The sequence below is a fragment of the Jeotgalicoccus huakuii genome (genome assembly GCF_036665975.1).
Taxonomy (GTDB): domain Bacteria; phylum Bacillota; class Bacilli; order Staphylococcales; family Salinicoccaceae; genus Jeotgalicoccus; species Jeotgalicoccus marinus.
The window spans coordinates 32,315-59,212 of the sequence record NZ_JAVIYN010000001.1; the positions used below are offsets into that span (position 1 = coordinate 32,315).

General features: G+C 39.3%; 20 protein-coding genes. All 20 read left to right on the forward strand.

What is annotated here, in order from left to right; genetic code table 11:
- Positions 1 to 45: 45 nt before the first annotated feature.
- Positions 46 to 315 carry a 30S ribosomal protein S15 gene (gene rpsO / locus V6E76_RS00150; protein WP_026867615.1) on the forward strand — a complete coding sequence of 90 codons (270 nt, stop codon included), beginning with the start codon at positions 46 to 48 and terminating at the stop codon, positions 313 to 315.
- A 363-nt stretch (positions 316 to 678) separates the two neighbouring features.
- Entirely contained in the window at positions 679 to 2,772 is a 2,094-nt protein-coding gene (gene pnp, locus V6E76_RS00155; RefSeq protein WP_247347924.1) for a polyribonucleotide nucleotidyltransferase, read from the forward strand.
- 53 nt (positions 2,773 to 2,825) lie between these two features.
- Positions 2,826 to 4,499 carry a ribonuclease J gene (locus V6E76_RS00160; RefSeq protein ID WP_247347925.1) on the forward strand — a complete coding sequence of 558 codons (1,674 nt, stop codon included), beginning with the start codon at positions 2,826 to 2,828 and terminating at the stop codon, positions 4,497 to 4,499.
- A gap of 81 nt (positions 4,500 to 4,580) precedes the next feature.
- Positions 4,581 to 7,010 carry a DNA translocase FtsK gene (locus V6E76_RS00165; protein WP_247347926.1) on the forward strand — a complete coding sequence of 810 codons (2,430 nt, stop codon included), beginning with the start codon at positions 4,581 to 4,583 and terminating at the stop codon, positions 7,008 to 7,010.
- A 15-nt stretch (positions 7,011 to 7,025) separates the two neighbouring features.
- A complete protein-coding gene (gene yfmF, locus V6E76_RS00170; RefSeq protein ID WP_198687813.1) occupies positions 7,026 to 8,297 on the forward strand; it encodes an EF-P 5-aminopentanol modification-associated protein YfmF in 1,272 nt (423 codons plus the stop codon).
- On the forward strand, positions 8,290 to 9,582 hold the full coding sequence (gene yfmH, locus V6E76_RS00175; protein WP_198687812.1) for an EF-P 5-aminopentanol modification-associated protein YfmH: 1,293 nt from the start codon (positions 8,290 to 8,292) through the stop codon (positions 9,580 to 9,582). Before yfmF ends, yfmH begins: the two co-directional genes overlap by 8 nt.
- A complete protein-coding gene (locus V6E76_RS00180; RefSeq protein WP_198687811.1) occupies positions 9,575 to 10,261 on the forward strand; it encodes an SDR family NAD(P)-dependent oxidoreductase in 687 nt (228 codons plus the stop codon). The genes yfmH and V6E76_RS00180 overlap by 8 nt, the downstream gene beginning before the upstream one ends.
- Positions 10,258 to 11,079, forward strand: coding sequence for a DUF3388 domain-containing protein (locus V6E76_RS00185; RefSeq protein WP_166626518.1), 822 nt, complete (start codon positions 10,258 to 10,260; stop codon positions 11,077 to 11,079). The genes V6E76_RS00180 and V6E76_RS00185 overlap by 4 nt, the downstream gene beginning before the upstream one ends.
- A gap of 15 nt (positions 11,080 to 11,094) precedes the next feature.
- A complete protein-coding gene (locus V6E76_RS00190) occupies positions 11,095 to 11,964 on the forward strand; it encodes a helix-turn-helix domain-containing protein (protein WP_247347927.1) in 870 nt (289 codons plus the stop codon).
- Between the two features lie 4 nt (positions 11,965 to 11,968).
- Positions 11,969 to 12,553, forward strand: a complete 585-nt coding sequence (gene pgsA, locus V6E76_RS00195) for a CDP-diacylglycerol--glycerol-3-phosphate 3-phosphatidyltransferase (protein ID WP_198687810.1) — start codon at positions 11,969 to 11,971, stop codon at positions 12,551 to 12,553.
- A 169-nt stretch (positions 12,554 to 12,722) separates the two neighbouring features.
- Positions 12,723 to 13,778: a recombinase RecA gene (gene recA / locus V6E76_RS00200; protein ID WP_166626521.1), complete on the forward strand. Its 1,056-nt coding sequence runs from the start codon at positions 12,723 to 12,725 to the stop codon at positions 13,776 to 13,778.
- Positions 13,779 to 13,947: 169 nt separating this feature from the next.
- On the forward strand, positions 13,948 to 15,498 hold the full coding sequence (gene rny, locus V6E76_RS00205; RefSeq protein ID WP_370545414.1) for a ribonuclease Y: 1,551 nt from the start codon (positions 13,948 to 13,950) through the stop codon (positions 15,496 to 15,498).
- Between the two features lie 248 nt (positions 15,499 to 15,746).
- Positions 15,747 to 16,658, forward strand: coding sequence for a nuclease-related domain-containing protein (locus V6E76_RS00210; RefSeq protein ID WP_499797672.1), 912 nt, complete (start codon positions 15,747 to 15,749; stop codon positions 16,656 to 16,658).
- 221 nt (positions 16,659 to 16,879) lie between these two features.
- Positions 16,880 to 17,638 (forward strand): TIGR00282 family metallophosphoesterase, encoded by a 759-nt coding sequence (locus V6E76_RS00215; RefSeq protein WP_247347928.1) that lies wholly within the window; start codon positions 16,880 to 16,882, stop codon positions 17,636 to 17,638.
- Between the two features lie 147 nt (positions 17,639 to 17,785).
- Positions 17,786 to 19,507, forward strand: coding sequence for an ABC transporter ATP-binding protein (locus tag V6E76_RS00220; protein ID WP_247347929.1), 1,722 nt, complete (start codon positions 17,786 to 17,788; stop codon positions 19,505 to 19,507).
- A complete protein-coding gene (locus V6E76_RS00225) occupies positions 19,500 to 21,311 on the forward strand; it encodes an ABC transporter ATP-binding protein (protein ID WP_026867630.1) in 1,812 nt (603 codons plus the stop codon). The genes V6E76_RS00220 and V6E76_RS00225 overlap by 8 nt, the downstream gene beginning before the upstream one ends.
- Before the next feature lie 77 nt (positions 21,312 to 21,388).
- Complete coding sequence (locus V6E76_RS00230; RefSeq protein WP_026867631.1) at positions 21,389 to 21,823, forward strand: YlbF/YmcA family competence regulator; 435 nt, start codon at positions 21,389 to 21,391, stop codon at positions 21,821 to 21,823.
- Between the two features lie 70 nt (positions 21,824 to 21,893).
- Positions 21,894 to 22,382: an energy coupling factor transporter S component ThiW gene (thiW, locus tag V6E76_RS00235; RefSeq protein WP_026867632.1), complete on the forward strand. Its 489-nt coding sequence runs from the start codon at positions 21,894 to 21,896 to the stop codon at positions 22,380 to 22,382.
- Positions 22,383 to 22,434: 52 nt separating this feature from the next.
- Positions 22,435 to 24,963 (forward strand): DNA mismatch repair protein MutS, encoded by a 2,529-nt coding sequence (mutS, locus tag V6E76_RS00240; RefSeq protein WP_247347930.1) that lies wholly within the window; start codon positions 22,435 to 22,437, stop codon positions 24,961 to 24,963.
- Positions 24,964 to 24,975: 12 nt separating this feature from the next.
- Positions 24,976 to 26,811, forward strand: coding sequence for a DNA mismatch repair endonuclease MutL (gene mutL / locus V6E76_RS00245; RefSeq protein ID WP_247347931.1), 1,836 nt, complete (start codon positions 24,976 to 24,978; stop codon positions 26,809 to 26,811).
- Positions 26,812 to 26,898: the final 87 nt, after the last annotated feature.

Below are 26,898 nucleotides of genomic sequence, written 5' to 3' on the forward strand. Positions count from 1 at the left end.
CATGCTCGGATATTGGTGAATATAATTTTATTAGGAGGAATTTTCATGGCAATTTCAAAAGAAAGAAAAAATGAATTAATCGAAGAATACCGCGTACACGAATCTGATACAGGATCTCCTGAGGTTCAAATTGCAGTATTAACTGAAGAAATCAACACATTAAACGAACACTTACGTTTCCACAAGAAAGACCACCACTCAAGACGTGGACTTCTTAAAATGGTAGGTCGTCGTAAACACCTACTTACGTACCTACGTAATAAAGACGTTTCTAGATACCGTGAATTAATCGGTAAATTAGGCATCCGTCGTTAATTTTAATTGTGCATATTCATCCCCTCTCTGTCTGAGAGGGGATTTTTTGTTTATGGTTTTGTGACGGTTACGATAAAAAGGGAAATCGCGGCGCTGTGGCGGTGACAGCGTCCAATTAAGGCAATATCGGCTCCCTGTGGATCTCACAGCGACCCGCTAGCAGAATATCGGCTCTCTGTGGATCTGACAGCGACCCGCCAACGCAATATCAGCTCTCTGTAACGACCATAGCGGCCCAATAATACAATATCAATCTAAATTATAGCGATATGCCACAACACACCAACCTCTTTTTATATATATATTTGTAAAAAAAAATGATATGATAACTATAAGTGCCAAGCTAAGGAGAGAAAACAAATTATGAATGAACAAAATAAACAAGTTTTTGAAACGACGTGGGGCGGCCGACCACTAAAAGTTGAGTATGGTGAAATGGCTAAGCAGGCAAATGGATCTGTGTTGGTACGTTACGGAGATACAGTTGTACTCTCTACGGCGACGGCTTCTAAGGAACCTAAGGATATTGGATTTTTCCCACTTACTGTAGGTTACGAAGAGAAATTATATGCTGCTGGTAAGATACCAGGTGGCTTTAATAAACGTGAGGGACGTCCGAGTGAGGATGCAACGTTAACGAGTCGTTTGATTGACAGACCGATTCGTCCACTATTCCCGGATGGTTATAGACATGATGTTCAAGTCATTTCGATTGTTTTATCTGTCGATAATGACGCATCTCCACAGATGGCAGCGATGCTAGGGTCTTCTATGGCCTTAAGCGTATCTGATATTCCATTTGATGGGCCGATTGCTGGTGTAACGGTTGGCTTAATCGATGGGGAATTTATTATTAACCCGACAGCAGAACAGATGGAAAAATCTGAGTTAGAGCTTCAAGTAGCAGGGACTAAACATGCGGTGAACATGGTAGAGGCTGCTGCCGAGGAAGTACCTGAAGATGTCATGTTAAAAGCGATTCTCTTCGGACATGAAAACATTAAGGAACTTGTTCAATTCCAAGAAGAAGCGATTGCACAAGTTCAACCTGAAAAACGTGAAGTCATTGTTCACGAAATTGATGCGGACTTCCGTACGAAGATTACAGCTGAAATTGAAGCGATGGGACTTTACGCTAAGATCCAAGAAAACGATAAGCAAACGCGTGAAGCAAACATTTCAGAAGTTAAACAAGACATCATTGCAACACTTGATGAAGAAGCGGAAGACTACGAGGCTCAAGTTCAAGATGTTTCTGCGATTTTTGATGATCTCGTTAAGGCTGAAGTACGTCGATTAATTACAGATGAAAAAGTGCGTCCGGATGGTCGTGAGCCAGCTGAAATTCGTCCGCTTTCTTCTAATGTAGGCCTGTTACCACGTGCACATGGTTCGGCTTTATTTACACGTGGTCAAACCCAAGCCTTATCCGTTGCCACACTTGGTGGTTTAGGAGAACACCAAATCATTGATGGTTTAGGCACAGAAGAGAACAAACGCTATATGCACCACTACAACTTCCCGAATTTCTCGGTAGGTGAAACTGGACCGATTCGTGGACCTGGCCGTCGTGAGATTGGTCACGGTGCCTTAGGTGAACGTGCATTATTACAAGTTATTCCTTCAGAAGAGGAATTCCCGTATACAATCCGTGTCGTATCTGAAGTATTAGAATCCAATGGTTCATCATCTCAAGCATCAATCTGTGGTTCAACACTTGCACTAATGGATGCAGGTGTACCGCTTAAAGCACCGGTTGCAGGTATTGCAATGGGGCTTGTTAAGAAAGGTGAAAACTACACAATTCTATCTGATATTCAAGGTATGGAAGATGCTCTAGGTGACATGGACTTTAAAGTTGCAGGTACACCTAAAGGAATCACTGCCATTCAAATGGATATTAAGATTGATGGATTAAGTGAAGCGATTCTTCAAGAAGCACTTGAACAAGCACGTCTTGGTCGTCAGCACATATTAGATCATATGCTAGCAACAATTGATAAACCGCGTACTGAGCTATCAGCATATGCGCCGAAAATTGAAGTCATGCATATTAAACCTGCTAAAATCCGTGACGTGATTGGACCAGGTGGTAAGAAAATTAACGAAATTATCGATGAGACAGGCGTTAAGCTCGACATCGAGCAAGATGGGACGGTATTTATCGGTGCAAGTGATCAGGAAGCCATCAAGAAAGCCCGTTCCATTATCGAAGATATTGTCAGAGAAGCTGAAGTTGGAGAAATTTATAACGGTGAAGTGCGCCGTATTGAGAAGTTTGGTGCCTTCGTTCAACTCTTCCCAGGTAAAGATGCACTCGTTCACATTTCTCAACTTGATACAACACGTGTCAACAAGGTTGAAGATGTCGTTAAAGTGGGGGATAAAATCCTCGTTAAGGTAACGAATATCGATAACCAAGGTCGTGTTAACGCTTCACGTAAAGAGTTATTATAATCAAACAATGAAGAAGACAAATAAATTGCCGAAAGAAATTGGAGGACAACACTGTGAAAAAAAAGCAAAATGATGCACATGTGAAAATCGTTCCTCTCGGCGGCGTTGGAGAAATTGCGAAGAACATGTACATTGTTGAAGTCGACAACGACATGTTTATCCTCGATGCAGGATTGATGTTTCCGGAAGATGAGATGCTCGGTATCGACATTGTCATCCCGGATATCTCCTATGTTTTAGAGAATAAAGATCGTCTTAAAGCGATTTTTGTAACTCATGGACACGAGGATTCGATCGGCGCAATTCCATATATTATCCAAGACTTAAACGTGCCAATCTATGGTTCACGTTTAACAATTGCATTAATTAAAGAACGTCTGAAAGAGAAGAACGTTAAAAAGAAAGTTAAATTTTACGCTATCAATAGCGAATCTGTTATGAAATTTGGGCAGACGAATGTGGAGTTCTTTGAAACTTCTCATAGCATCCCGGACTCATACGGTATTAGTATGAACACACCATATGGCTCGATTGTCTATACAGGTGAATTTAAGTTCGACCAGAGCTTAACAGGAAACTATGACTATAATATGGCGAAGATGTATGCCTTAAGTCAAAAGAATAAGACACTCGCTTTAATCAGTGACTCTACTGAAGCTGAGAAAATGGGCTACAATACGGCTGAGAACATTATCGAAGAGCACATTCTCGATAACTTCCAAAAGTCTAAAAAGCGTATTATCGTGTCATGCTACGCTTCGAACTTTGTTCGCATTCAACAAGTTTTAACAAATGCTGCCAAAGTTAACCGTAAAGTTTCCTTCCTTGGACGTACATTAGAATCATCGTTTAAGGTTGCTAGAAAACTGGGTTACTTCGACATTCCAGAAGGCTTACTTGTACCAAGCCATGAAATTAAAGATTATCCGGATAATGAACTTGTCATTATCGCGACAGGCTCACAAGGTGAGCCAATAGAAGCACTTGGTAAAATGTCACGTGGACAACATGAAGTGACCAACATTAAAGAAGGCGATGAAGTATACATTTTAACGACACCTTCTTCAAGCATGGAAGTCGTTTTATACTCTACTCAAAATGAACTTGTTAAAGCAGGTGCGACAATCAAGTCACCTGAATCAAGAATTCATGCCTCAGGACATGGTTTAGCTGAAGAATTAAAAATGATGCTAAACGTCTTTAAACCGGAATATTTCGTTCCTGTTCAAGGTGAATTCAAAAACCAAATTGCCCATGCCCGTCTTGCAACAGAGACAGGGGTTAAGGCAGAGAATATATTCCTACTTGAAAAAGGTGACGTCGTTCAGTACGACGGTACGAAGATGTATTCTAAAGATAAGGTTGAAGCAGGCAATGTCTTAATCGACGGTAGCGGTGTTGGCGACGTTGGTAACATCGTCTTACGTGACCGTAGACTTCTTAGTGAGGACGGTATCTTTATTGCTGTTGTCACAATTGACCGTCAGACACGTCAAATTATTGCAGGACCTGAAATTCAATCACGTGGATTTGTCTACGTCAAAGAATCTGAAGAATTATTAAAAGAAGCGGCTGGCCGCATTGGTGGTATTGTTGAAGAAAACATTAGCGCCGGTAAGATTGAATGGAGCGTCTTAAAACAAAATATCAGAGACGACCTCGGAAAATTCTTATACGATGAAACGAAACGCCGTCCAATGATAATTCCAATCATTTCTGAAATATAATAAAGTTAGATCCAACGGAGATATGAGGTTATCCTAATATCTCCGTTGTTATAATTATTCTGTTAATAAAGGTGGTTAACCATGGCGACCAAAAGAAAGCGCACCACAAAGAAGAAAAAGAATGATAAAAAAACATACTATGCTAGTTTTTCATTAATACTTATTATCCTACTTATCATTACGGTGTTTAGCCTAGGTGTCGTCGGTGAATATTTAGATGCAGGATTCAATTATTTATTCGGCTCGAGTCGATACTTTACTTACTTCGTACTCCTACTCGCAGCCTTTTATCTTGCGACAAACTTAAAATTCCCATTCACGAAACGCATGTTTGGCTACACCCTAATGCAATTCGGACTCTTATTTTTCCTACATTCCATCCTGTACCTAACAAATCGAGCACTTACAGACAGCTACTATGGCTTCCAAGAAATTCTCGAATTAACAAGAGCTTCGGGCTTTGAATTTACAGGCGGTGGCGTGATCGGTCAGACACTTTTCAACTTCTCATCAACAGGAATCAGCTTCTTTGGCACACTCTTAATCAGCTTGATCTTTATCTATTTAAGCCTGATTATTGTGCGTAATAAGAGCATTGAAGAATCACTAAGAAATGATTTCACCTTTGTCATTAAAGGACTGACAGCTATCGGTGCAGGCATTGCCTCATTATTTAGCATAATCAATGAGAAAATTAAAAATAGACCGGCTAAAGAGAAGAAAACCAGTACTGGAAAAACGGCCCCTGTCATTGAAGAAGCGAACGCCGAAGCACCCTTACCAAAAAGAAAAAACAAAAAACGTGAGGCGAGATTTAATCAGACGGATGAATCAGCAAAAGAAGAAGTTTCGGATACAGACTACGAGGAGACTTATATCGAACCAGAAGTCTATGCATCCGATGAGCTCGTCAGTGAAGAACCTGAAACCAAAGACGAAGTTGGACAAGCTGATTCAGAATCTGGTTTAACAATTGAAGAGGAAATTAGTGAGAAAAAAGAAATAGAATATGAAGATGATGCGGATCCCCTTCACGATATTCCAGAAGGCGAAGTCGCTGATGATGAGTTTGAGGAATTTGACGCAGAAGAGTTAAGAGAACTGAATGCCTACAAACTTCCACCAATCGATATTTTAAATGACGCTGAACAGACTGCTAAAGTCAGTAATAAGGAAGTTATTCAGCAAGGTAAAGTGCTGGAAGAGACGCTTAAAAACTTTGGCGTCAATGCGAAAGTTTCTAAGATTAGAATTGGCCCGGCAGTGACACAGTTTGAAATTCAGCCAGATATCGGTGTCAAAGTTTCCAAAATTATTAACCTTCAAAATGATATCGCCCTGAGTTTAGCTGCAAAAGACATACGTATTGAGGCACCAATACCGGGTAAATCAGCTGTTGGTATTGAAGTGCCAAACTCTGTTGTCAGTATGGTGACCTTAAGAGAAGTCATTAAGAGAAGATCATCCGACAATCCACTTGAGGTTGCCCTCGGTAAAGATATTTCTGGTGCGCCGATTATGGCAGAGTTAAATAAAATGCCGCACTTACTTGTTGCTGGGTCAACAGGAAGTGGTAAATCAGTATGTATTAACGGCATTATAGTCAGTATCTTACTCAATGCTAAACCGCATGAGGTAAAACTGATGATGATTGATCCGAAAATGGTAGAGTTAAATGTCTATAACGGCATTCCTCACCTCTTAGCACCTGTAGTGACTAATCCACAAAAGGCGAGCGATGCCTTAAATAGAATCGTGAGTGAAATGGAAAGACGTTACGATTTATTTAGTCACTCTAATACAAGAAACATCGAAGCTTACAACCAGTATCTAGAACGGACTGCTGATAATCCGAAAAAAGTACAAAAATTACCGTACATTGTCGTCATCGTCGATGAGCTCGCTGACCTTATGATGGTCGCTTCAAAAGATGTAGAAGCATCGATTACTCGTATTGCCCAGATGGCTAGGGCTGCAGGTATTCACCTTATCATCGCAACACAAAGACCATCAGTTGACGTCATTACTGGTATAATTAAAGCAAATATTCCGTCCCGCATCGCATTTGCAGTCAGCTCTCAAACAGACTCACGCACAATCATTGACTCTATGGGCGCAGAAAAACTGCTCGGTCGTGGTGACATGCTCTTCTTACCATCAGGCCGCTCTAAGCCATTACGTGTTCAAGGGGCCTTCCTAGATGATGAAGAGGTCACAGATATAGTAGAATTTATAACAGAGCAGATGAAAGCAAACTATGAGAAATCTGTCATCATGAATCAAAAACAAGCAGAAAAATCAGAAGTTGAATCTGATGATGACCTATATCCAGATGCGAAGTGGTTCGTCATCGAAGAACAACGCGCGTCTGCCAGTCTATTACAGCGCCAGTTCAGAGTCGGATATAACCGCGCCGCTCGCCTCGTTGATGACTTAGAGGCTAACGGTGTAATCGGGCCGGCGAGCGGGTCGAAACCACGGAGTGTCCTGATTGAAAACCATGAAGATTAGTTAGGAGTTTTTCTTATGCAAGGTGTAGAGAAAAAAATTATTAATAATGTACCCATCGTAAAGATATATACCGCAAAGTTTAAGACAGTTGTCGTCAGCATCTACTTCCGTACGCCACTGACTGAACAAGGGGCAACAACAAGGAGTTTACTCAGTCGTATGATGGTCAAAAGAACAAGTGAACATCCGACGAATGCCAAACTGCTTGAGTACTTAGCTGAGCATTACGGTGCACACTTAACTTCTAACGTCATTAAGAAGGGTAGTGACCACCTATTAAAAGTGTCAATTGAATTTGTAAACGATAAGTTTATTCTTGAAGATATGGATATGCTTGGTGATATTACAGCACTCTTAAAAGATGTGTTGTATTCACCGTTCTCTTATAGTGAGGAAGATCAGGCATTTTTCGATAGAGAGAAGCGACTTTTAAAAAATCGTCTGACGAGCATGAAGGATAACTATGCCCAACGTGCCTTTGAGTCTCTCTTAGAGACTATGTTTGATGATGAGCCGTACCGGATTTTATCATTTGGGGATATTGAAGTCTTAGAACAATTAACGCTAGATGATGTTAAAGCAGCTCATGCTGATATGATGGCTAACAACGACATGTCAATTCTAGTTGCCGGTAAAGTGGATGATAAGGTATTTGATGCCTTAGCGAACGTTCATCAATTAGAAGAACCTAAGCTCTATCCTTATAAAGGCTACCCAATACAAGCACCTGGGGACGTGAAGTACAAGACGACAGAAAGCCGTATTGAACAAGCGAAAGCTAACCTAGGCTTTAGGGTACTGTATTCTGAACCTGGTGATGTCATGGCATTGAATGTCTTCAACCAATTGTTTGGCGGTTCTGCTTCATCACTTTTATTTACGAATATTCGTGAGAAGATGAGCTTAGCATATTCCATCCATTCACAAGTGGATATTAAAAATGGTTATCTCTTTGTTCTAGCAGGGGTAGATAACGACAATATCAAGGTCTTTGAAGATGCAGTTAAACGAGAACTTGATCGCGTTTTAGATGGTGATTTTGATGAGCGCTTCGTCGAAGAAATCAAGCGTAATATGTTATCTTCAAGAAAAGAGTCCATGGATAAGCCGAGAGGCTTGATCTCTTTAAATTATAATCGCTTACTGAGAGATCAATCGACGACTAAAGAAGTTAAAGAATGGACTGAACAATTAAAAGCAGTCACTAAGGCAGATATCATAAACCTTGCTACTAAGATTAAACTGGACACAGTATATACGCTGAAAGGCGGTAATAATGATGACTAAGTATACAAAAACATACTATGAACACGTTGATGAAACCGTCTATAAACAAGTAATGGATAACGGTTTACAAGTGTATATAATCGACAAGTCAGGTTATAATAAAAAGTTTGCAACGTATACAACTAAATATGGTTCGACTGATAATCACTTTAAGTCAGGTGATAAGGTTTACAATGTGCCAGACGGTATCGCTCACTTTTTAGAGCATAAGATGTTCGACAAAGAATCAGGTGACGTCTTTACGAAGTTTTCTGAAATGGGTGCCAGTGCCAATGCCTTTACTTCAGTGGACCGGACATCATATTTATTCAGTGCTACGGAAAATTTTGAAGAGAACTTAACGCTCTTGATGAACATGGTTGAAATTCCATATTTTACACCTGAAAAAGTGGATAAGGAAATTGGTATTATCAATGAAGAGATAAAGATGTACCAGGATAATCCAGGCTATAGACTCTACCATGAGACCCTAAATTCAATGTATGAAAACTCACCTGTTGCAATTGATATTGCAGGGACTTTAGAATCGATTTCTGAAATTACTGCAGAACACTTATATCTATGCCATGAGACATTCTATGCACCGGATAATATGGTCATGATTTTAGCAGGAGATTTCGATATCGAAGCAACGTTTAACTTTATCGAAACGCATCAAAATAAACGTCCGACAACGACACCATCAAACATTGAACGCTTCCTACCAGAAGAACCTTATGGTGTAAGTCGTTATAATCAAGAACTTCAACTGCAAGTGACCACACCAAAAGTGATGCTCGGTTTTAAATCACTCCCGGATGATGCAGATAGTCATTTACGATCAAAACGTGATGCAGCGATGTTATTTGCCTTAGATATGGTCTTTGGCGAACAGTCTAGTTATTATGAGGATCTTTTAGAACGCGGCATTATAGATGATTCCTTTAATTTCTCTTATCAAGAAGATAATCTAGTCCGTCATACTTTGATGGCTGTGGAAACTGAACATCCAGAAACATTTACACAAGAAATAATCCGCATTATTAAAGAAGTTAAAGACTCAGATTTCTTCAGCGAGAAGCGATTGCAGAGTCAAAAGCGAGAGTTATTAGGTGATTACTTAACGAGCTTAAACTCTCCAGAATACGTTGCGAATCAGTTTACTAAGTATCTCTTTGATGGTGCCGATCTCTATGAAGTGCCAGATCTAATCAATAGTATTAGCTTAGATGACTTGAAGGAATTCTTTAATAATTCTATCGATGAAATGAATGTCTCAAGTGTCATCGTGAAGCCACATGACTAAGGTTGTCATCGTCGGTGCAAGTGGTGATATCGGATCATCGGTCCATAAGAAATTTAAAGATGATGATGTCATCACATTCTCAAAGACACAGGCGCCGAAATTTCAAAGTACCCATCATTATTTAGACTTGAGTCAGCCAATTGAAAGGGACGATCTAGCGTCATACTTTCAACACATTGATGTCATCGATACATTAATCTACACTCCAGGCGAAGCTTTGTTTGAACTCATCCAAGATACGGATTTAAGCACTGTAGATAAACAGTACAATATAAACATACGTAGTTTGGTCGCTTTTATTCAGATATTGCTTCCTAAGCTGAGAGAAAGTGAGCAAGCATCGATTATCGTCATGTCCTCGGTATGGGGAACATACGGCTCAAGTATGGAAAGTGTTTATAGTGCCTTTAAAGGTGCACAGGAGACCTTGGTCAAATCCTTGGCCAAGGAGTTTGCACCGTCAGGAATTTCAGTAAATGCTATAGCACCTGGTGTGGTCCGTGGTAGAATGACATTAAAGCTAAGTAAAGAAGACATAAAGTATATGTTAGAAGATTTGCCGCAAGGCCGTTTAATTGAGCCTGAAGAAGTGGCAGACCTCACTCTTTATTTAGCATCTAGTAAAGCACGAAGCATTACGGGAGAGGTTTTAAAAATCAACGGGGGATGGTTTACATGAATCCAACACAACCTGAATTTTATCCTGAACGTACAGTAGAGGTGTATTTAGAATATAAAAATTTAGATGACAGGCCAGGTTTACTGGGCGATATTCTAAGTCTTTTAGGTAATATTGGTCTTTCAATTAAAACGATTAACGGTGTTGAAGTTTCACAGCGTGCACTGTTGATTCGTACGGACGATATGTGGAAGTTAGAACGATTTAAAAACATCGTCAGACACATCCATGAGATTGAAATTATAAAGATTAGAAAACCGACCATTACTGACCGTTTGACCCTACGTCATGGCAGATTCATCAAACGTGCTGAAGAGAACAAGAATATCTTTAGTTTTACACGTGATGAAATTAGTATTGTTGTTGACTTTCTAGCGAGTTTATTTGAGATTGATGATACTTTCTTAATTGGTGTCCGCGGCATGCCAAGAGTTGGTAAGACAGAATCCGTAGTTGCGGGGAGCGTGACAGCTGGTGATAAGTGGTTGTTCTTATCGTCAACAATGTTAAAACAGACGGAAAGAACGAGTCTTCACAAACAGGAATACGACAAAGGTAACGTCTACATTATAGACGGTGCTGTCACGTCTAAATCAACAAATAATGAACATAAACGTCTGGTCAACGAAATTATAAACTACGAGGGTACGACTGTCGTCGAACATCCTGACTTACTAATGGAAGATCCTTACTTTAAACTGACTCAAGATGATTTTGATTACATTATTGAAATACGTGAGTACGAAGGTCAAGAAATTACTTATGAAAAACATAAGAAGCGTCACTGGTTTGAAAGTGACAACATGGACTTTTTCTAATTGGAGCTAAAGATTATGAAACTAGGGACTTACTTAAAAAATAAAAGGGAAAAATCCGGCATCACTTTAAGAGAGATGGAAAGTGGCTCAGGTATAAAAAAATCAGTCATCTTAATTATCGAAGCGGGTGACTTATCAAAACTCCCTGAACCGAAACATACTAAACACCTTATTAGAAAGTATGCTGATTACGTAAAACTCGATGCTGATATGCTCTTTGAGCGTTTTAGTGATGAGCTTCCGAAAGCGACAACAGATCAGCAGAAGAGAAATCAAAAAGAAGATCAGGACTTTAAATACTTAAAGAAAATTTTAATCGGTTTTATTACGATGATCCTAGTCTTGTTTGTTGTTTGGCTTGTACTTTTGCAAATCGGTTCTGAAGGTGACCTCTTTGAAACTAAACGGGTCTATGAAACAGACTCTGAAGTTATTGATGACATTGCTTCATCAAATGAAGAAGAATCGACCGAAGCACCAGAAGAAGAAGCTGAATCTGAAGAACCAGAAGGAGAAACAGCTGAAGAAGAAACAAAGGAAACAAGCGAGGAAGAAGCTGAAGAAGCGCCGACAACCGATGTGAGTTTTGTCAATCGTGAAGGTAATACTTTGATATACAATATTACGACGAGTGACACTTTTTCAGTGGAAATTTCAGGAGATGAGCCTTCTTGGGTTAGCCTAACTGATGACCTTGAAAATTCTTATCTATATGAGGAATCTGAAGGTGGCACTTTTGATATTGATCCAGAAGCGTCTGTATTAAATTTGGCACTCGGAAACTCTACGAATTTTGATGTCTCAATTGATGGTCAGCCACTCGACAATTCCTTACGTGGTGATACGGTAACAATATATTATCAATTTAACATAACGAGGGAGTGACAAAATGAATATACCTAATTGGTTGACTGTGTTTCGAGTCATCCTTATTCCAGTCTTCTTAATCTTTGCCTTAGTCGATTTCGGTTTTGGCAATACGACCTTCCTCGGTGGGGAAGTTATCCGTATTGAACAGCTCATTGCTGCTGTTACCTTTGTCGTTGCCGCATTGACTGACTTTTTAGATGGCTACTTAGCCCGTAAATGGAATCTCATTACCAACATGGGCAAATTTTTAGATCCGCTTGCCGACAAACTCCTCGTCACGACCGGTTTAATTGTCCTAGTTGAATGGCATGTTATTTCATCCTGGATTGCAGTTGTTATCATCGCACGTGAATTTGCAGTCACAGGTTTAAGACTCTTACAAATTGAGCAGGGCTACGTGTCAGCAGCAGGCCAGCTTGGTAAAGTGAAGACGGTCTTTCAAATGTTTGCACTAGTATTTTTACTTTTCGGTGATATTATGACAAGCTTCCTACCATTTTCACCAGGTATGGTATTAATGTACATTGCAGTCTTCTTTACAATCTTATCTGGAGTCGAATACTTTGTTAAAGGCCGTGCTGTTTTTAAGGCAGACCATAAATAAAAAATTGTCGATAAAAACCAACAGAAAAGTGAAGTTTAGTAATGAATCCTGGCGGTAATTAGAAAATGGTCAGCAAAAATTAAAATTTTGTATTTAAAAGCGAACATATATTCGCTTTTTTATTTTATGAGTGATATAATAAATATGAAATCACGACTGGAGGTACATTATGGACGAAAGACATAAAGCGATAGATACAGTAATTAAAAATATGGAAAAATCATTTGGTAAAGGTTCGGTAATGAAGCTAGGAGATGACGTTGGACGTAAGGTACAAACCACTTCATCAGGATCAGTCACAGTAGACAGAGCACTCGGTGTAGGCGGTTATCCTAAAGGCAGAATTATAGAAATCTACGGACCGGAATCTTCAGGTAAGACGACAGTATCCCTACACGCGATTGCAGAAGTTCAGAAAAATGGAGGCATCTGTGCCTTCATTGACGCAGAGCATGCGCTCGATCCAGAATATGCTAAGAATCTTGGTGTAGACATTGATAATTTATATATTTCACAACCAGACACAGGTGAGCAAGCACTAGAAATTACAGAAGCTTTCGTACGTAGTGGTGCTGTAGATATGGTCGTTATCGACTCTGTAGCAGCTCTAACACCTAGAGCGGAAATAGAAGGTGAGATGGGTGACTCTCACATGGGTCTTCAAGCCCGTCTGATGTCTCAGGCACTACGTAAACTTTCAGGTGCCATTTCTAAGTCAAACACAACTGCCTTATTCATCAACCAAGTTCGTGAGAAAATTGGTGTGATGTTCGGTAACCCAGAAACAACAACCGGCGGACGTGCCCTAAAATTCTATAGCTCAGTACGTCTTGAAGTCCGCCGTGCGGAAAGTCTTAAAGTCGGTCAAGATATCGTTGGTAACCGTACTAAGATTAAAGTTGTAAAAAATAAGGTTGCACCACCGTTTAAAGTGGCAGAAGTCGACATCATGTATGGTGAAGGTATTTCTCGCGTCGGTGAAGTGATTGACCTTGGTGTAGAAGAAGACATCATTGAAAAAAGTGGTGCTTGGTATTCTTACAATGGTGAAAGACTTGGCCAAGGTAAAGAGAATGCGAAGAATACACTAAAAGAAAACACTGAACTATACGAAGAAATCCAAAGAAAACTGCGCTCGGCACTCGGCTTTGGGGAAGATATTGAAGTCACTGAAGAAGAGGATGAGAAAGAAAGTACACTCTTTGATGAAGATGAATTAAAATAAGCTTATATAGCAATTTATTAAAAGTCGGCAAGCACGGGAAATGTAAATTCTCGTGCTTGCTTTTATGTAACATTATATTTAAAATTGTAATATATAATATTTTAATTCAACTCATATTATATTTAACACACTTTAGAACCGAGATAGGGAGGTGTTTATTGTGGACTTAATGAACATTCTCTTCATCCTAATTGGTATTATTCTAGGTGTTGTTATCGGATATTTTATTGTCAATAACATGTTGACGAAAAAGCAGCAACAAGCGAGAACATCAGCTGATCATATAATTTCAGAAGCAGAGAAAGAAGCTGACAATCTCAAGAAAGAAAAGCTGCTCGAAGCGAAGGAAGAAAACCAAAATCTGAAGGAAGCTTTCGATGATGATATGAATCGTCAACGCGCAGAGATGAAAGCATATGAAAACAGATTAATTCAACGAGAATCATCCTTAGATCGTAAAAGCGAAACGCTAGATAAGAAAGATGACTCGTTGGAACAAAAAGAAGCTAAAATTGAAGAAAAACAGCAGATGGTAGATGCCAAGGATGACGAGATTAATGAAAAAATTAGTCAACAAGAAACAGAATTATCCCGCATCTCCGGACTGACTCGTGATGAAGCGCGAGAAGAGTTGTTCTCTCAAGTAGAACAAGAACTGTCACATGATATGGCTGTAATGGTAAAAGAAAAGAAAGAAGCAATGACCCGCGATGTAGAAAAAGAAGCGCGTGAACTGCTTGCCCTAACGGCACAGCGTTACGCAGCAGAATATACAAGCGAGTCCACAGTGTCGGTAGTCAACCTACCAAATGATGAGATGAAAGGTCGCATCATTGGCCGCGAAGGTCGTAACATTAGAACACTTGAAACGCTGACTGGAGTCGATCTCATCATCGATGATACGCCAGAAGCAGTAATCTTATCAGGCTTTGATCCGATTCGTCGTCAAATTGCGAAAAGTGCCCTAGAAGCACTCGTAGAAGATGGCCGAATTCATCCAGGACGTATTGAAGAAATGGTTGATAAATCCCGTCGCAATATGGAAACTGAAATTCGCGACGCAGGTGAAGCTGCTGCATTTGAACTCGACATTCATAACTTACATCCAGAACTTTCTAAGCATTTAGGTAAGATGAAATATCGTCTAAGCTACGGACAAAACGTCCTCAAGCACTCAGTAGAAGTTGGATATCTTGCAGGTATCCTAGCAGCAGAACTCGGCGAAAACGTTGCACTCGCTCGCCGTGCTGGACTACTTCATGATATCGGTAAATCCATCGACCATGAACTAGAAGGATCACACGTTGAAATCGGGGCTGAACTTGCTAAACGTTACAAGGAAAAAGACACAGTTATCAACGCAATTGAATCACACCACGGTGATGCTGAACCAACAAGCGTCATTTCAATCCTTGTTGCAGCGGCAGATGCCTTATCAGCTGCCCGTCCAGGTGCAAGACGCGAAACACTCGAGAACTACGTTAAACGTTTAGAAAAACTAGAGCACATAGCAGAAAGCTATGAAGGCGTTGAAAAAACCTTTGCAATTCAGGCCGGACGCGAAATTCGTGTCATGGTAAGTCCTGAAAATATCGATGACCTTAAAGCCCATCGATTAGCAAGAGACATTAAAAAACAAGTAGAAGATGAACTACAATATCCAGGACACATAAAAGTGACAGTTGTCCGTGAGATGAGGGCCATAGAATACGCTAAATAGTATTTAGAGAATCCCCCAGACTAATTCCTAGTCTGGGGGATTTTTGTATGGTGCTTTTTACCATTTTTCAAATAAGTACTTACACTTTCGCCATTATTGTATTTGTGAGGGCTTTTAGCTGAAAAACTATATTTTCCATGTATAAATAGAAGTGAGGAAATATACAAATTGGAGGAAAAATGTTCTTAAATCATCGTAAGCAACCATTCGAACTTTTACATTATGCCGCTTTAGGAAAACGTCGAGTATTGACAGAAGAAGAACAAACCGCCTTGAGAACAAGTCATAAGGGGTTTATCAGAGAAAAGAATTACGATTTGATTTTGGATGAAACCGGCCACAGAAATATGCATATATTTCGTGATGTCTTTTTGAAAATCGGTAAAAGTTATACCCAGTTTGATAGCATCATCATCGCTGAAGATAGAATATCACTCAATGAAATCAAAAACTACAGCGGTGAATATAGATTTGAAAATGGTAATTGGTATCGAAATCAAAGGCAGATGAGTGATAACCCTTTTGTTCAAACAGTGCGAGCAAAAAACAAACTTCAGCGACTAATGACAGAGAACAACATTCAATACAATGTTGAGTCGGCCACCGTCTTTGTGAATGATGGTTTTAGGTTGATTAGTGACGACGATAAGATCTGGAAGACCACCGTGTTACGAAATTATCTTAGGTCATACTTTTCAAGTCGGGGTAGTAGTTTTGTGGGCAATCGTACAAAGAAGGCAGCTGAAATAATTAAAACTGCTATAGCTGAAAATCCCTATTTACCAGATGCTATAGATATAAAGACGTTGAAGCTGGGTCTTTATTGTGGGGTTTGTGGGCACTTTGATTTGGAGAAGGGTCAATTCCATTTTTTGTGTGCAAATTGCGGGACGAAGGAGAGTAATAGTACCCACGTTTTACGTACCTTTAGCGATTTTAAATTCCTCTTCCCTAATGAAAAAATGACTAAGAGGAAGGTGCTGCAGCTGGCGGATCATCAGTTGTCCGATACTACCATTAAACGTTATTTAGCAAAATTTTGTACTAGAGATACAAGTGTGAAAACTGCTTGTTATAAATTTAAATTTTATGATTTTGAAGAAGCTATGACGACGATAAAGGACATAAGATATAAAGATTGGGTGAAAATTGTTGAATGATGGAGGTAGTTTGTCTTTATCGGCTCGGTGTGGAACTGACAGCGGTCCGCTAGGGATTTATCGGCTCGCTGTGAAACTGACAGCGGTCCGCTAGGGATTTATCGGCTCGCTGTGAAACTGACAGCGGCCCGCTAAAGATTTATCGCACTGTTCTATCCCAAACATCGACACGGAAATCAGAAATAATGTATAATACTAGCAGTAGATAGGGTGGTTTTGATATGAGAATATTATTTATCGGAGATGTGGTCGGAAAAGTTGGCCGCCGCATGTTAAAAAATTATTTACCTGGGTTAAAAAAAGAACACGGCGCGCATTTCACAATTGTGAATGGTGAGAATGCTGCACACGGTAAGGGGATTACCGAGCGAACGTATAAGGAAATACTAAGTGCGGGTGCGGATTTTATCACGCTAGGGAATCATGCTTTCGCTAAACGTGAGGTATACGATCTCCTCAATACAGATGTGAAAATGGTAAGGCCGGCAAATTTCCCAGAAGGTACACCGGGTGAGGGGGCCAAAGTGGTCAACATCAATGGTAAGAAGCTGTTGATCGTTAATCTTCAGGCGCGTAGTTTCCTTGAGCCAATTGAAAATCCTTTTAAAGTTATCGATAAAATTCTTGATAGTCATGAATACGATCAAGCTTTCGTCGACTTCCACAGCGAAACGACGTCGGAGTCAATCGCCATGGGTTATTATTTAGATGGTCGGGTGAATGCTGTCGTTGGTACGCATACCCATGTGCAAACGAATGATGCGACCCGATTAGAAAATGGGACAGTTTACATAACGGACGTTGGTATGACTGGCTTTAAGGATGGAATTCTTGGTATTAGAAAAGATGAAGTCATCAGAAGGTTCATAACAAATTTACCTGAAAGACATGTGGTACCTGATGAAGGAAAAGGTGTCATCAGTGGCGTCATTATCGACACAGATCAAAAATCAATTAAAAATTTCAAAGTAGAAGAATAACTATGAAGGGTTCAGTTCAAATATAAACTGAACTCTTTTTCTTTATTCCAATCAAATTTAGTGAAAATTTCGTCTGTTTTATGGCATAATATAATTAATTCGGTTTTCGAAATAAGTATGTGGGATTGAAACAAGGGGTGCGTGTGTATGTTAACTGTCTACCGTTATGCAACGAAATATAAATGGCTGATTATCGTTGCTTTAGTGTTTATGTTTATTGAACTGATTGTTGAATTAATTCAGCCACTGTTTATTCAGCAAGTCATCGACCAGGGGATACTTGCCAATGATTTAGATAACGTCATATTTTATTTAATTGTGATGTTTGCAGTATCGCTGATTGCCTTTATATCAGGGATTCTGAATACATATTTCACTAGTCATTTAACCAATATGTTTGGTTATGATTTAAGAATGGCAATTTTTACTAGAGTCCAGCACTTTACTTTAGCAACATTCTCGAAATTTCCAACTTCAAGCTTGATTACACGACTCACACAAGATGTTCTTCAAACAGAAATGCTCTTGTACATGAGTTTACGTATATTACTTAGGGCACCACTGCTCGTTATTGGTTCCTTGGTCATGTCATTTGTAGTCAATCCGACACTTGGTTTTTATCTATCAATTCTAACGCCAGTCCTTGCGGTATTCTTATTCATTACTGCGAGAAAAGGGGCAAAAGTATTTTTAAGAGTGCAGCACTGGCTTGATAGAATTAACCGTTTTATTCAGCAAAATTTAGAAGCTGTTAGGCTGATAAAGGCCAACGACAGAGGGAAATTCGAAGCAAATAAATTCGCCAAGGTCGCAACCAAGTTAAAGACAGACACGACTTATGCTTTACGATTGATGGAATCGATATTACCGGTCTTACTTTTAATCATGAACGGCAGTTTACTACTGGTCTTATGGGTGGCATCTGACATTCTACAAGGTAACGCTGTTGCTGTCGGTGAGATTGTAGCCATCATTAACTACGCCTTAAGAATGCAGGGTGGATTCTCAATGTTTGCCTTTTTAATTATCGCGACATCTCGTGCTAAGGCGTCAAGTGACAGAATAAGTGAAGTCCTTCATTCACCAATTTCAATAGATGGAGAACAGACGTATAAAGAGAGTGAAGAAGAAGGTTACGTTAAGTTTGAAAATGTATCATTCAAATATCCAAACGCCTCGCGATATGTACTTAAGAACATATCATTTGAAATATACGACAACGAAAACTTTGTCATCATGGGCGGAACAGGTTCAGGTAAGTCCACTTTGATTAGCTTGATTCCAAATATGTATGACCCGACAGATGGGAAAGTCTATGTCAATGATAAAGAAATCAGGGAATGGGAAACTGCGGACTTAAGGCAAACAATCGGTTATGTGCCGCAGAGATCTATGTTATTTACAGGTAGCATCTACGATAATCTCCTTTGGGGTAACATAAAGGCTGAAGAAGAAGAGGTCATGACTTCTTCAGAGAAAGCTCAAATTCACGATAATATAATGAGCTTTGATGATAACTACGATACGCCAGTGGGTCAGATGGGTGTCACTTTATCAGGGGGGCAAAAACAAAGACTCTCTATTGCACGTGCCTTGGTAAGAAAGCCGGCTATTTTAATTTTAGATGACTCAACATCAGCACTTGATATTAAGACAGAAAACAACTTGTGGGATGCCTTAAAAGATGAAAATGTGACGCGAATCGTCATCACCCAAAAGATTTCTACAGCCAAAAATGCTGACCGTATTTTACTTTTAGATGACGGTGAAATTGCGGGGCTAGGTACACACGAGGAACTGTTAAAATCGTCACCGCTCTACGGAAAGATCAACGAGTCACAGATGAAAGGGGGGCACATCGATGAGTAATTTTTTCAACAAGCCTTTTGGTCATGAACCTGTCTTAAAGAAGGAAGATATTGGTTCAAAACAGAAGCGTACGAGGGCAGATAATATGGGGCAGACGCTCCTGAGAATCTGGCAGTTCATGAGAGGTGAAAGAAAGTTATTATACCTCATCATACTACTCGTCGTTGTGACCAGTCTTTTAAGCATCGTTGGTCCATTTTTAGTTGGCCGTATTGTTGACTTTTATTTTATACCGAGAGAATTCGATGGGCTATTTAGAGTATTAATTATACTTTTAGCTTCCTATATCTTACTGTCATTAACAACATTTATTCAGGCCTACCTAATGGTCGGCTTATCACAAAGAACAATCTATAACTTAAGACAACATTTATTTGATCATATGCAGGAATTACCAGTCACTTTTTTCGATAATCGCCAACACGGGGAATTGATGAGTCGGATGACAAACGATATTGAAACCTTGTCTCAAACAATGAACTCTTCATTTATTCAATTTACGACAAGTATTGTGACCTTGCTCGGCACGTTTTCGGTAATGTTGTACCTAAGTCCAATTATGACATTTCTAACGGCATTAATTATTCCTTTACTTATCATTGGTGTCCGCTATATTACAAATCGTACAGGTCCGATTTTTAAAATGAGACAGAGACGTACGGGGGAACTTAATGGATATATAGAAGAAATTGTCTCTGGTCAAGAAATCGTTAAAGTATTCTCTCAAGAAAAACGAGCGATTGATAACTTTGAAGAAAAAGCGAGAAATTTAAGAGAAGTTACTTTCTGGGCAAACTTGTACTCTGGCTTTATACCGAAAATAATGAATATGTTAAATAACTTATCCTTTACTATAGTTGCAGGTGCTGGAGGCATTCTTGCACTGACGACAAACGGTATCGTTACTGTTGGTACTATTGTTGTCTTCGCTGAATATGCGAGACAGTTTACAAGACCGCTCGCTGACCTATCCAACCAACTCAACCAGGTACTATCCGCCATTGCCGGTGCTGAAAGGGTCTTTCAGATTATAGATACGCCAAAAGAAAAGGATAATGGAACGATTGAAAATTTACAAATTGAAGGAAATATAGAATTTAAGAATGTCACATTCTCATATTTAAAAGAACAAAAATCACCAACTATAAAGGATCTATCGTTTTCAATTCAGTCTGGTGAATCAGTTGCTTTAATTGGTGCTACTGGAGCAGGGAAGACGACGATTATGCAGTTACTGGCCCGTTTCTATGAGACAGATAACGGGGAAATTTTAATCGACGGTAGAAATGTTAAAGACTATAAACGGCATGCCATACGCTCACGTACCGCATTTGTCTTACAAGATCCTTATCTTTTTGAGGCAACAATCAGAGAAAATATTCGCTATGGACGCTTAGATGCAACAGATGAGGAAGTCATAGAAGCTGCTAAGACCGCCAATGCACACGACTTCATTATCTCGCTTGATAACGGATATGATACTGTACTTGATTCGGATGATGGTGTTGTTTCAGAAGGACAAAAGCAGCTGATATCTATTGCGCGGGCTTTAATTACCGATCCTGCAATCCTATTATTAGATGAGGCAACATCTTCAATTGATACGATTACAGAGCTTAAAATCCAAGAATCACTTGAGCGGCTGATGAAAGGGCGAACTAGTATTATTATTGCTCATAGACTCAATACTATAAAAGCAGTCGACCGAATCTTTGTACTTGAACACGGTAAAATGCTTGAATCGGGTACTGAAAAAGCCTTGCTCGAAAAGAAAGGAAAATATTACGATATGGTGAATCAGTAAGTTCATGAGATTTACATTTAATTCGTGTAAGGATTCATATATAATGGTGATATATAAACTTAAAGGTGGAACGTTTCATGTATACTAAGGAACAAATTATAGAAGAAGCAAAAAAGCTCGGTAAGATGATGGCTGAAACCGAGCAGGTTGAGTTTTTCCAAAAGGCAGAAGCTAAAATTCATGAAAACCAGGAAATTCGTGAAAAGATGGCAAGCTTAAAGAGCCTTCAGCAACAAGCCGTTAACTTCCAAAACTACGGTAAGGAACGCGCTTATAAGATGACTGAAGAAAAGCTCGCAAAAATTGAAGAAGAGTTAAACGACATGCCATTAGTCGAACAATTCCAAGCATCCCAAGCGGGTGTCAATGAACTATTACAAATGGTGTCTCACGCGATCAGCTCAACTGTTACTCAAGAAGTGATTGAAAGAACGGGTGGAGATGTGCTCCAAGGTGAAACTGGAGCTGCTGTTAGAAACAGACCGAACCAAAACAAAGATCAATTTAAATAAGCAATTTTTAAAGCCGATAACCAACTGATGTTGATTACGGCTTTTTTCTTAAAAAAAGGGGGATTTATAAATGAATAAACTGACGAGAAATTTAACCTTAACTTCTGTTTTTGTTGCTTTAAATGTGGTCTTAGGTGTATTTATAACAATACCACTCGGTGTAATTAGAGCCGCACCAATGCAACATTTAATTAACGTACTCGGGGCAGTATTCACAGGTCCATGGGTCATCGTTCAAGCCTTCGTGTCCTCGACAATTCGAGTACTCTTAGGTACAGGCACAATATTTGCTTATCCCGGATCTATGATCGGTGCTTTATTGGCATACCTATTATATCGATATACTAAAAAATTGGCACCGACTGCCTTAGGTGAAGTGCTTGGAACAGGTATCATTGGGGCTCTAAGTCTGTATCCTTTGATGTTGATATTAGACCTCGACACTAATGTATATGCCGTTATTGCACTTGCATTTTTAGTGTCGAGTGCGATCGGTGCAACGGTGTCTTATTTTATCTTAAAAGCGCTCGAAAAGCGTGGAGTTTTAAACCGACTTTAAATGCTTCACATGTTATAATAATACGACAAGATTATCTTAGGAAGTGGAATAGATGGCAGAACTGACGCCGATGATGAAACAATATTTTTCGATAAAAGACCAACATCCCGATAGCCTATTATTCTTTAGGTTAGGTGACTTTTATGAGCTGTTTTACGATGATGCAGTGACTGCAGCAAAAGTGCTGGAAATCACACTGACTTCAAGAGATAAAAACAGTGACAATCCAACGCCAATGTGCGGTGTACCTTATCATTCTGCAAGAAATTACATTGCTAAACTCATCGACCATGGTTTTAAAGTCGCAATCTGTGAGCAGATGGAAAACCCGCGTGAAACTAAAGGCATGGTGAAACGTCAAGTCGTCCGAGTCATTACGCCAGGCACTTTAATCGATGATTTTGGAATGGAAGACGGCGCGAGTAACTATATTTTAGCGCTCAGAGAAGTGAATCAAACATATGAGGTCGCTTACGGTGATATTTCAACGGGAGAAATCCATGCCTTCTCAACCGCGAACCAGGACGATTTGAAGAGTGAAATCGAGACAATCGGTGCAAGTGAATTAGTCGTGGATTCAAGTTCAGAGTACCTGCTAAGTAAAATATATAGTGATCCACCGCTATATACTGTCTTTGAAGCGGTTGATAAGAAGGATTACGACTTTGAAGATGATGTCGTTGAACATGAGGCGATTCAGCTCCTCTTAAACTATATTCGTGCACAAAACATGAGAGATTTAGAGCATTTAAAACCGGTGACTAAACACCAGTTGAATGCTCATATGAGATTGAATTATGCAGCCGTGTCGAATTTGGAATTGCTTGAAAATATTCAGACTAAAAAGCAAAAAGGGTCACTGTTTTGGTATTTAAATAAGACCGAAACACCGATGGGGAAACGTCGTCTAAAAAATATGATTGAACGTCCGCTCGTTTCTAAAAAAGAGATTGAGAACCGCCAACAAATTGTGACCGTTCTAATCGACCATTTCTCTGAACGTGAACAGTTGTCTAAAATATTGAATCAAGTTTATGATATTGAACGTTTGGTCGGGCGTTTATCGTTTAATAATATTGATGTGAAGGACTTCGTCCAATTAAGAGACTCGCTCGAAGGCTTACCTGAATTAAAAGCACTTCTAGAATATCTTTCATTAACTGACAATCAATTATTTAGAAATTTTGATAGTTTAGAAGATGTCTATGAGCATTTAACTGTATTTACAGATCAACCACCTAAGACGATTCGAGAGGGTAATATCTTTAAAGATGGGGTCTCTGATGAATTGGATGAACTTAGAGACATTTCAAATAATGCGAGAACTTGGTTGAATAATTACTTAGAAGAAGAAAAAGAACGTACTGGCTTAAAAAATCTAAAAATTGGTTTTAATAAAGTTTTTGGCTATTACTTAGAAATTTCTAAAGGGCAAGCTGTAAACTTTGATGCGGATAAGTTCTCTTACAATCGTAAACAAACATTAACGAATGCAGAGCGGTTTATTACGCCAGAACTTAAAGATATGGAGAGTAAAATACTGACGGCAGAAGATGATAGCATCATGCTTGAGTATAAGATGTTTACTGAAGTTAGAAATCATATGATGACTTACATCGATCGCTTGCAACATACCGCTTCACACTTATCAATGTTAGATACATTGATTTCATTTGCTCATGTTTCAAATGAGCATCACCTTATTGCACCTGAATTTTCTAGTGATCGTACATTAGAACTTGTTGAAGCACGCCATCCAATTGTTGAACGCATGTTAAACGAAAGTACTTATGTACCGAATGATTTAAACATGACAGATGATGACTTTATCTATCTAATTACCGGACCGAACATGTCAGGTAAATCGACCTATATGAGACAAGTTGCTTTGATTATCATCATGGCTCAAATTGGTATGAGAGTACCTGCAAACAAAGCAGTGCTTCCAATATTCGATGCAATCTATACTAGAATTGGTGCGAGTGATGACCTATCTAGTGGAAAGTCGACTTTCATGATTGAAATGATGGAAGCAAATACTGCCCTTCAAAATGCGACTAAAGATTCTCTATTAATTTTTGATGAGATTGGCCGAGGGACGTCGACTTATGATGGTATGGCGCTCGCTCAAGCCATGCTATCGTATATACACGATGACATTGGAGCGAAGACCTTATTCTCTACGCACTATCACGAATTAACAGCCTTAGAAAATGACTTATCTGGGCTACAAAATGTACACGTTAAAGCGACTGAATATGATGGTAAACTGGTCTTCTTACACAAGGTGAAACCTGGTGCAGTAGAGAAAAGTTATGGTATTCACGTCGCAAGACTCGCTGAACTACCGAATAAGGTGACAGAGCTTGCAGACTCTTACTTAAGTGGTTTTGAAAGTAATGGTAAACAAGTGCCTGACAATACAATTTTCCAACTTGAACTACCATTAGACGATTCAGAAGAACAAGAGAGAAATATAAACAGTGATCTAATCGAAAAATTAGAAAGTATCGACTTAAATGAAATGACACCACTCGAAGCATTAAATACCTTAGCAGAAATGAAGAAATCATTGAAATAGGAGGCATATAAAATGGGTAAAATACACGTGCTTCCTGCTGATATACAAAACAAAATTGCAGCAGGTGAAGTGGTCGAGCGTCCATCATCAATCGTTAAAGAGATCGTTGAAAACTCACTCGACGCTGGCGCCTCTGTTATAGAAGTCATGGTCAAAAATTCTGGTATGGATTCTATTAAGGTTATCGATAATGGCTCTGGGATTGACTATGAAGATAGAACCTTACTTTTTGAACGTCATGCGACAAGTAAGCTTGATACAAGCTATGACCTATTCGAAATCCGTTCCTTAGGCTTTCGAGGAGAGGCCCTGAGTAGTATTGGTGCTGTTGCTAAGGTCACTTTAGAGAGTATGAGTCAAACTTCGACACCTTTTAAAATTGTCTATTCAGCCGGGAAGTATGAAGTAGATACGGTTTGGCATGAAAGACAGGGGACGATAATTGAAATTGAAGATTTATTTTACAATACACCTGCACGGCTAAAATATATTAAAAACCTTAGAACAGAGGCCGGTAAGATTATTGATATCGTCCAAAGAATGGCTTTGAATAATCCAAGTGTAAGTTTCCGTTTAGTCTTTGATGACAAGGAACGCTTTAAAACGACAGGTAATGGCAATTTAAAAGAAGTCATTCATATCTTGTACGGCATTCAAGTATCGTCCAATTCTCTAGAAGTACACGGGGTGAGCCCAGACTATGAAATTACAGGTTACGCTGTAAGACCTGAGATTACTCGTTCCAATCGAAATTACATCAATCTCGCAATCAACAACCGTCACATTCGTAATTTCAAGCTCACCCAAAGCATCATCAATGCTTACCATACCCTACAAGCGAAAGATAAGTATCCGCTTGTCTTCTTAGATATTAAGATGGATCCGAAATTACTTGATGTCAATGTTCACCCATCTAAGGTTGAAGTTAAATTATCAAAAGAAAAAGAGCTGTTAGATTTAACAGAACAAGCTGTTAAAGATGCTTTAACAGAGACTCAGTTAATTCCAGAAGTTCAGCATAAGTCGAAAAAAGAGAGACAACAAAAACCAGAACAGTCATCGATAGACTTTAGTGAGGACCGCTTAAAAGCCATAAAAGAAGCAGCGAGTCTTTATCAGAGTCCACCCAAGAAGAACAATTTCTTCAAGGAAAGTGAAATCGAACAGACGAGTGACCGGGCCTCAACAAAGCAAGAGCGTCCGACCGAGACTAAACCAAAAGATCAACCGACTTATATCAATACAGAAGACAAGCTAGAAAAAGAAAAACTACCGTATTTGGAAATTATCGGCCAACTTCATGGAACCTATATCATCATGCAAAATGAAACCGGCATGTACTTAATGGATCAGCACGCCGCTCAAGAACGCATCAAATATGAATATATTTATGAAAACGTAGTAAAAGAAAATGACGGCGTACCATTACTTATTCCATATACCTTCGAATTTTCATTTGACGACGTAATTACCATAGATGAGAAACTGACTGAATTAAGAAATCTAGGTTTTGAAATTGATAAGACGGGCATGAAACAATATACAGTATCAGCATATCCATCATGGATTAATAAAGATAATCCAGAAGCGGATATCAATGACCTCATAGATTTTATATCCCACACTGACCACTTTGATATCAACAAATATAGAGAAGAAATGTCCATCATGATGAGTTGTAAACAATCTATTAAAGCCAATCACTACCTCGATAAAAAACAGATGGAAGCCCTGTTAGAAGAACTCGGTAAGTGTCAATCACCCTACACATGTCCGCACGGCCGCCCAGTCATCATTCATATGACCACCTATGAGATCGAAAGACTGTTTAATCGGGTGATGAAGTAAGGTAGATTGTGGGAATATGGTGTTTGGTGAGCTAGCCCCGCTTCGAAAACAAAACGAAGCGGATGAATCGGGTAAGCGCCGCTTCGA

What these genes read in the sequence shown, in the direction of transcription:
- V6E76_RS00220 (WP_247347929.1), top strand. Translation starts at nt 17,786, where the DNA reads ATGTTAACTGTCTACCGTTATGCAACGAAATATAAATGGCTGATTATC.
- yfmF (WP_198687813.1), top strand. Translation starts at nt 7,026, where the DNA reads ATGCAAGGTGTAGAGAAAAAAATTATTAATAATGTACCCATCGTAAAG.
- mutS (WP_247347930.1), top strand. Translation starts at nt 22,435, where the DNA reads ATGGCAGAACTGACGCCGATGATGAAACAATATTTTTCGATAAAAGAC.
- V6E76_RS00180 (WP_198687811.1), top strand. Translation starts at nt 9,575, where the DNA reads ATGACTAAGGTTGTCATCGTCGGTGCAAGTGGTGATATCGGATCATCG.
- V6E76_RS00190 (WP_247347927.1), top strand. Translation starts at nt 11,095, where the DNA reads ATGAAACTAGGGACTTACTTAAAAAATAAAAGGGAAAAATCCGGCATC.
- rpsO (WP_026867615.1), top strand. Translation starts at nt 46, where the DNA reads ATGGCAATTTCAAAAGAAAGAAAAAATGAATTAATCGAAGAATACCGC.
- pnp (WP_247347924.1), top strand. Translation starts at nt 679, where the DNA reads ATGAATGAACAAAATAAACAAGTTTTTGAAACGACGTGGGGCGGCCGA.
- V6E76_RS00225 (WP_026867630.1), top strand. Translation starts at nt 19,500, where the DNA reads ATGAGTAATTTTTTCAACAAGCCTTTTGGTCATGAACCTGTCTTAAAG.
- yfmH (WP_198687812.1), top strand. Translation starts at nt 8,290, where the DNA reads ATGACTAAGTATACAAAAACATACTATGAACACGTTGATGAAACCGTC.
- V6E76_RS00185 (WP_166626518.1), top strand. Translation starts at nt 10,258, where the DNA reads ATGAATCCAACACAACCTGAATTTTATCCTGAACGTACAGTAGAGGTG.
- V6E76_RS00230 (WP_026867631.1), top strand. Translation starts at nt 21,389, where the DNA reads ATGTATACTAAGGAACAAATTATAGAAGAAGCAAAAAAGCTCGGTAAG.
- thiW (WP_026867632.1), top strand. Translation starts at nt 21,894, where the DNA reads ATGAATAAACTGACGAGAAATTTAACCTTAACTTCTGTTTTTGTTGCT.
- mutL (WP_247347931.1), top strand. Translation starts at nt 24,976, where the DNA reads ATGGGTAAAATACACGTGCTTCCTGCTGATATACAAAACAAAATTGCA.
- V6E76_RS00215 (WP_247347928.1), top strand. Translation starts at nt 16,880, where the DNA reads ATGAGAATATTATTTATCGGAGATGTGGTCGGAAAAGTTGGCCGCCGC.
- V6E76_RS00165 (WP_247347926.1), top strand. Translation starts at nt 4,581, where the DNA reads ATGGCGACCAAAAGAAAGCGCACCACAAAGAAGAAAAAGAATGATAAA.
- pgsA (WP_198687810.1), top strand. Translation starts at nt 11,969, where the DNA reads ATGAATATACCTAATTGGTTGACTGTGTTTCGAGTCATCCTTATTCCA.
- rny (WP_370545414.1), top strand. Translation starts at nt 13,948, where the DNA reads ATGAACATTCTCTTCATCCTAATTGGTATTATTCTAGGTGTTGTTATC.
- recA (WP_166626521.1), top strand. Translation starts at nt 12,723, where the DNA reads ATGGACGAAAGACATAAAGCGATAGATACAGTAATTAAAAATATGGAA.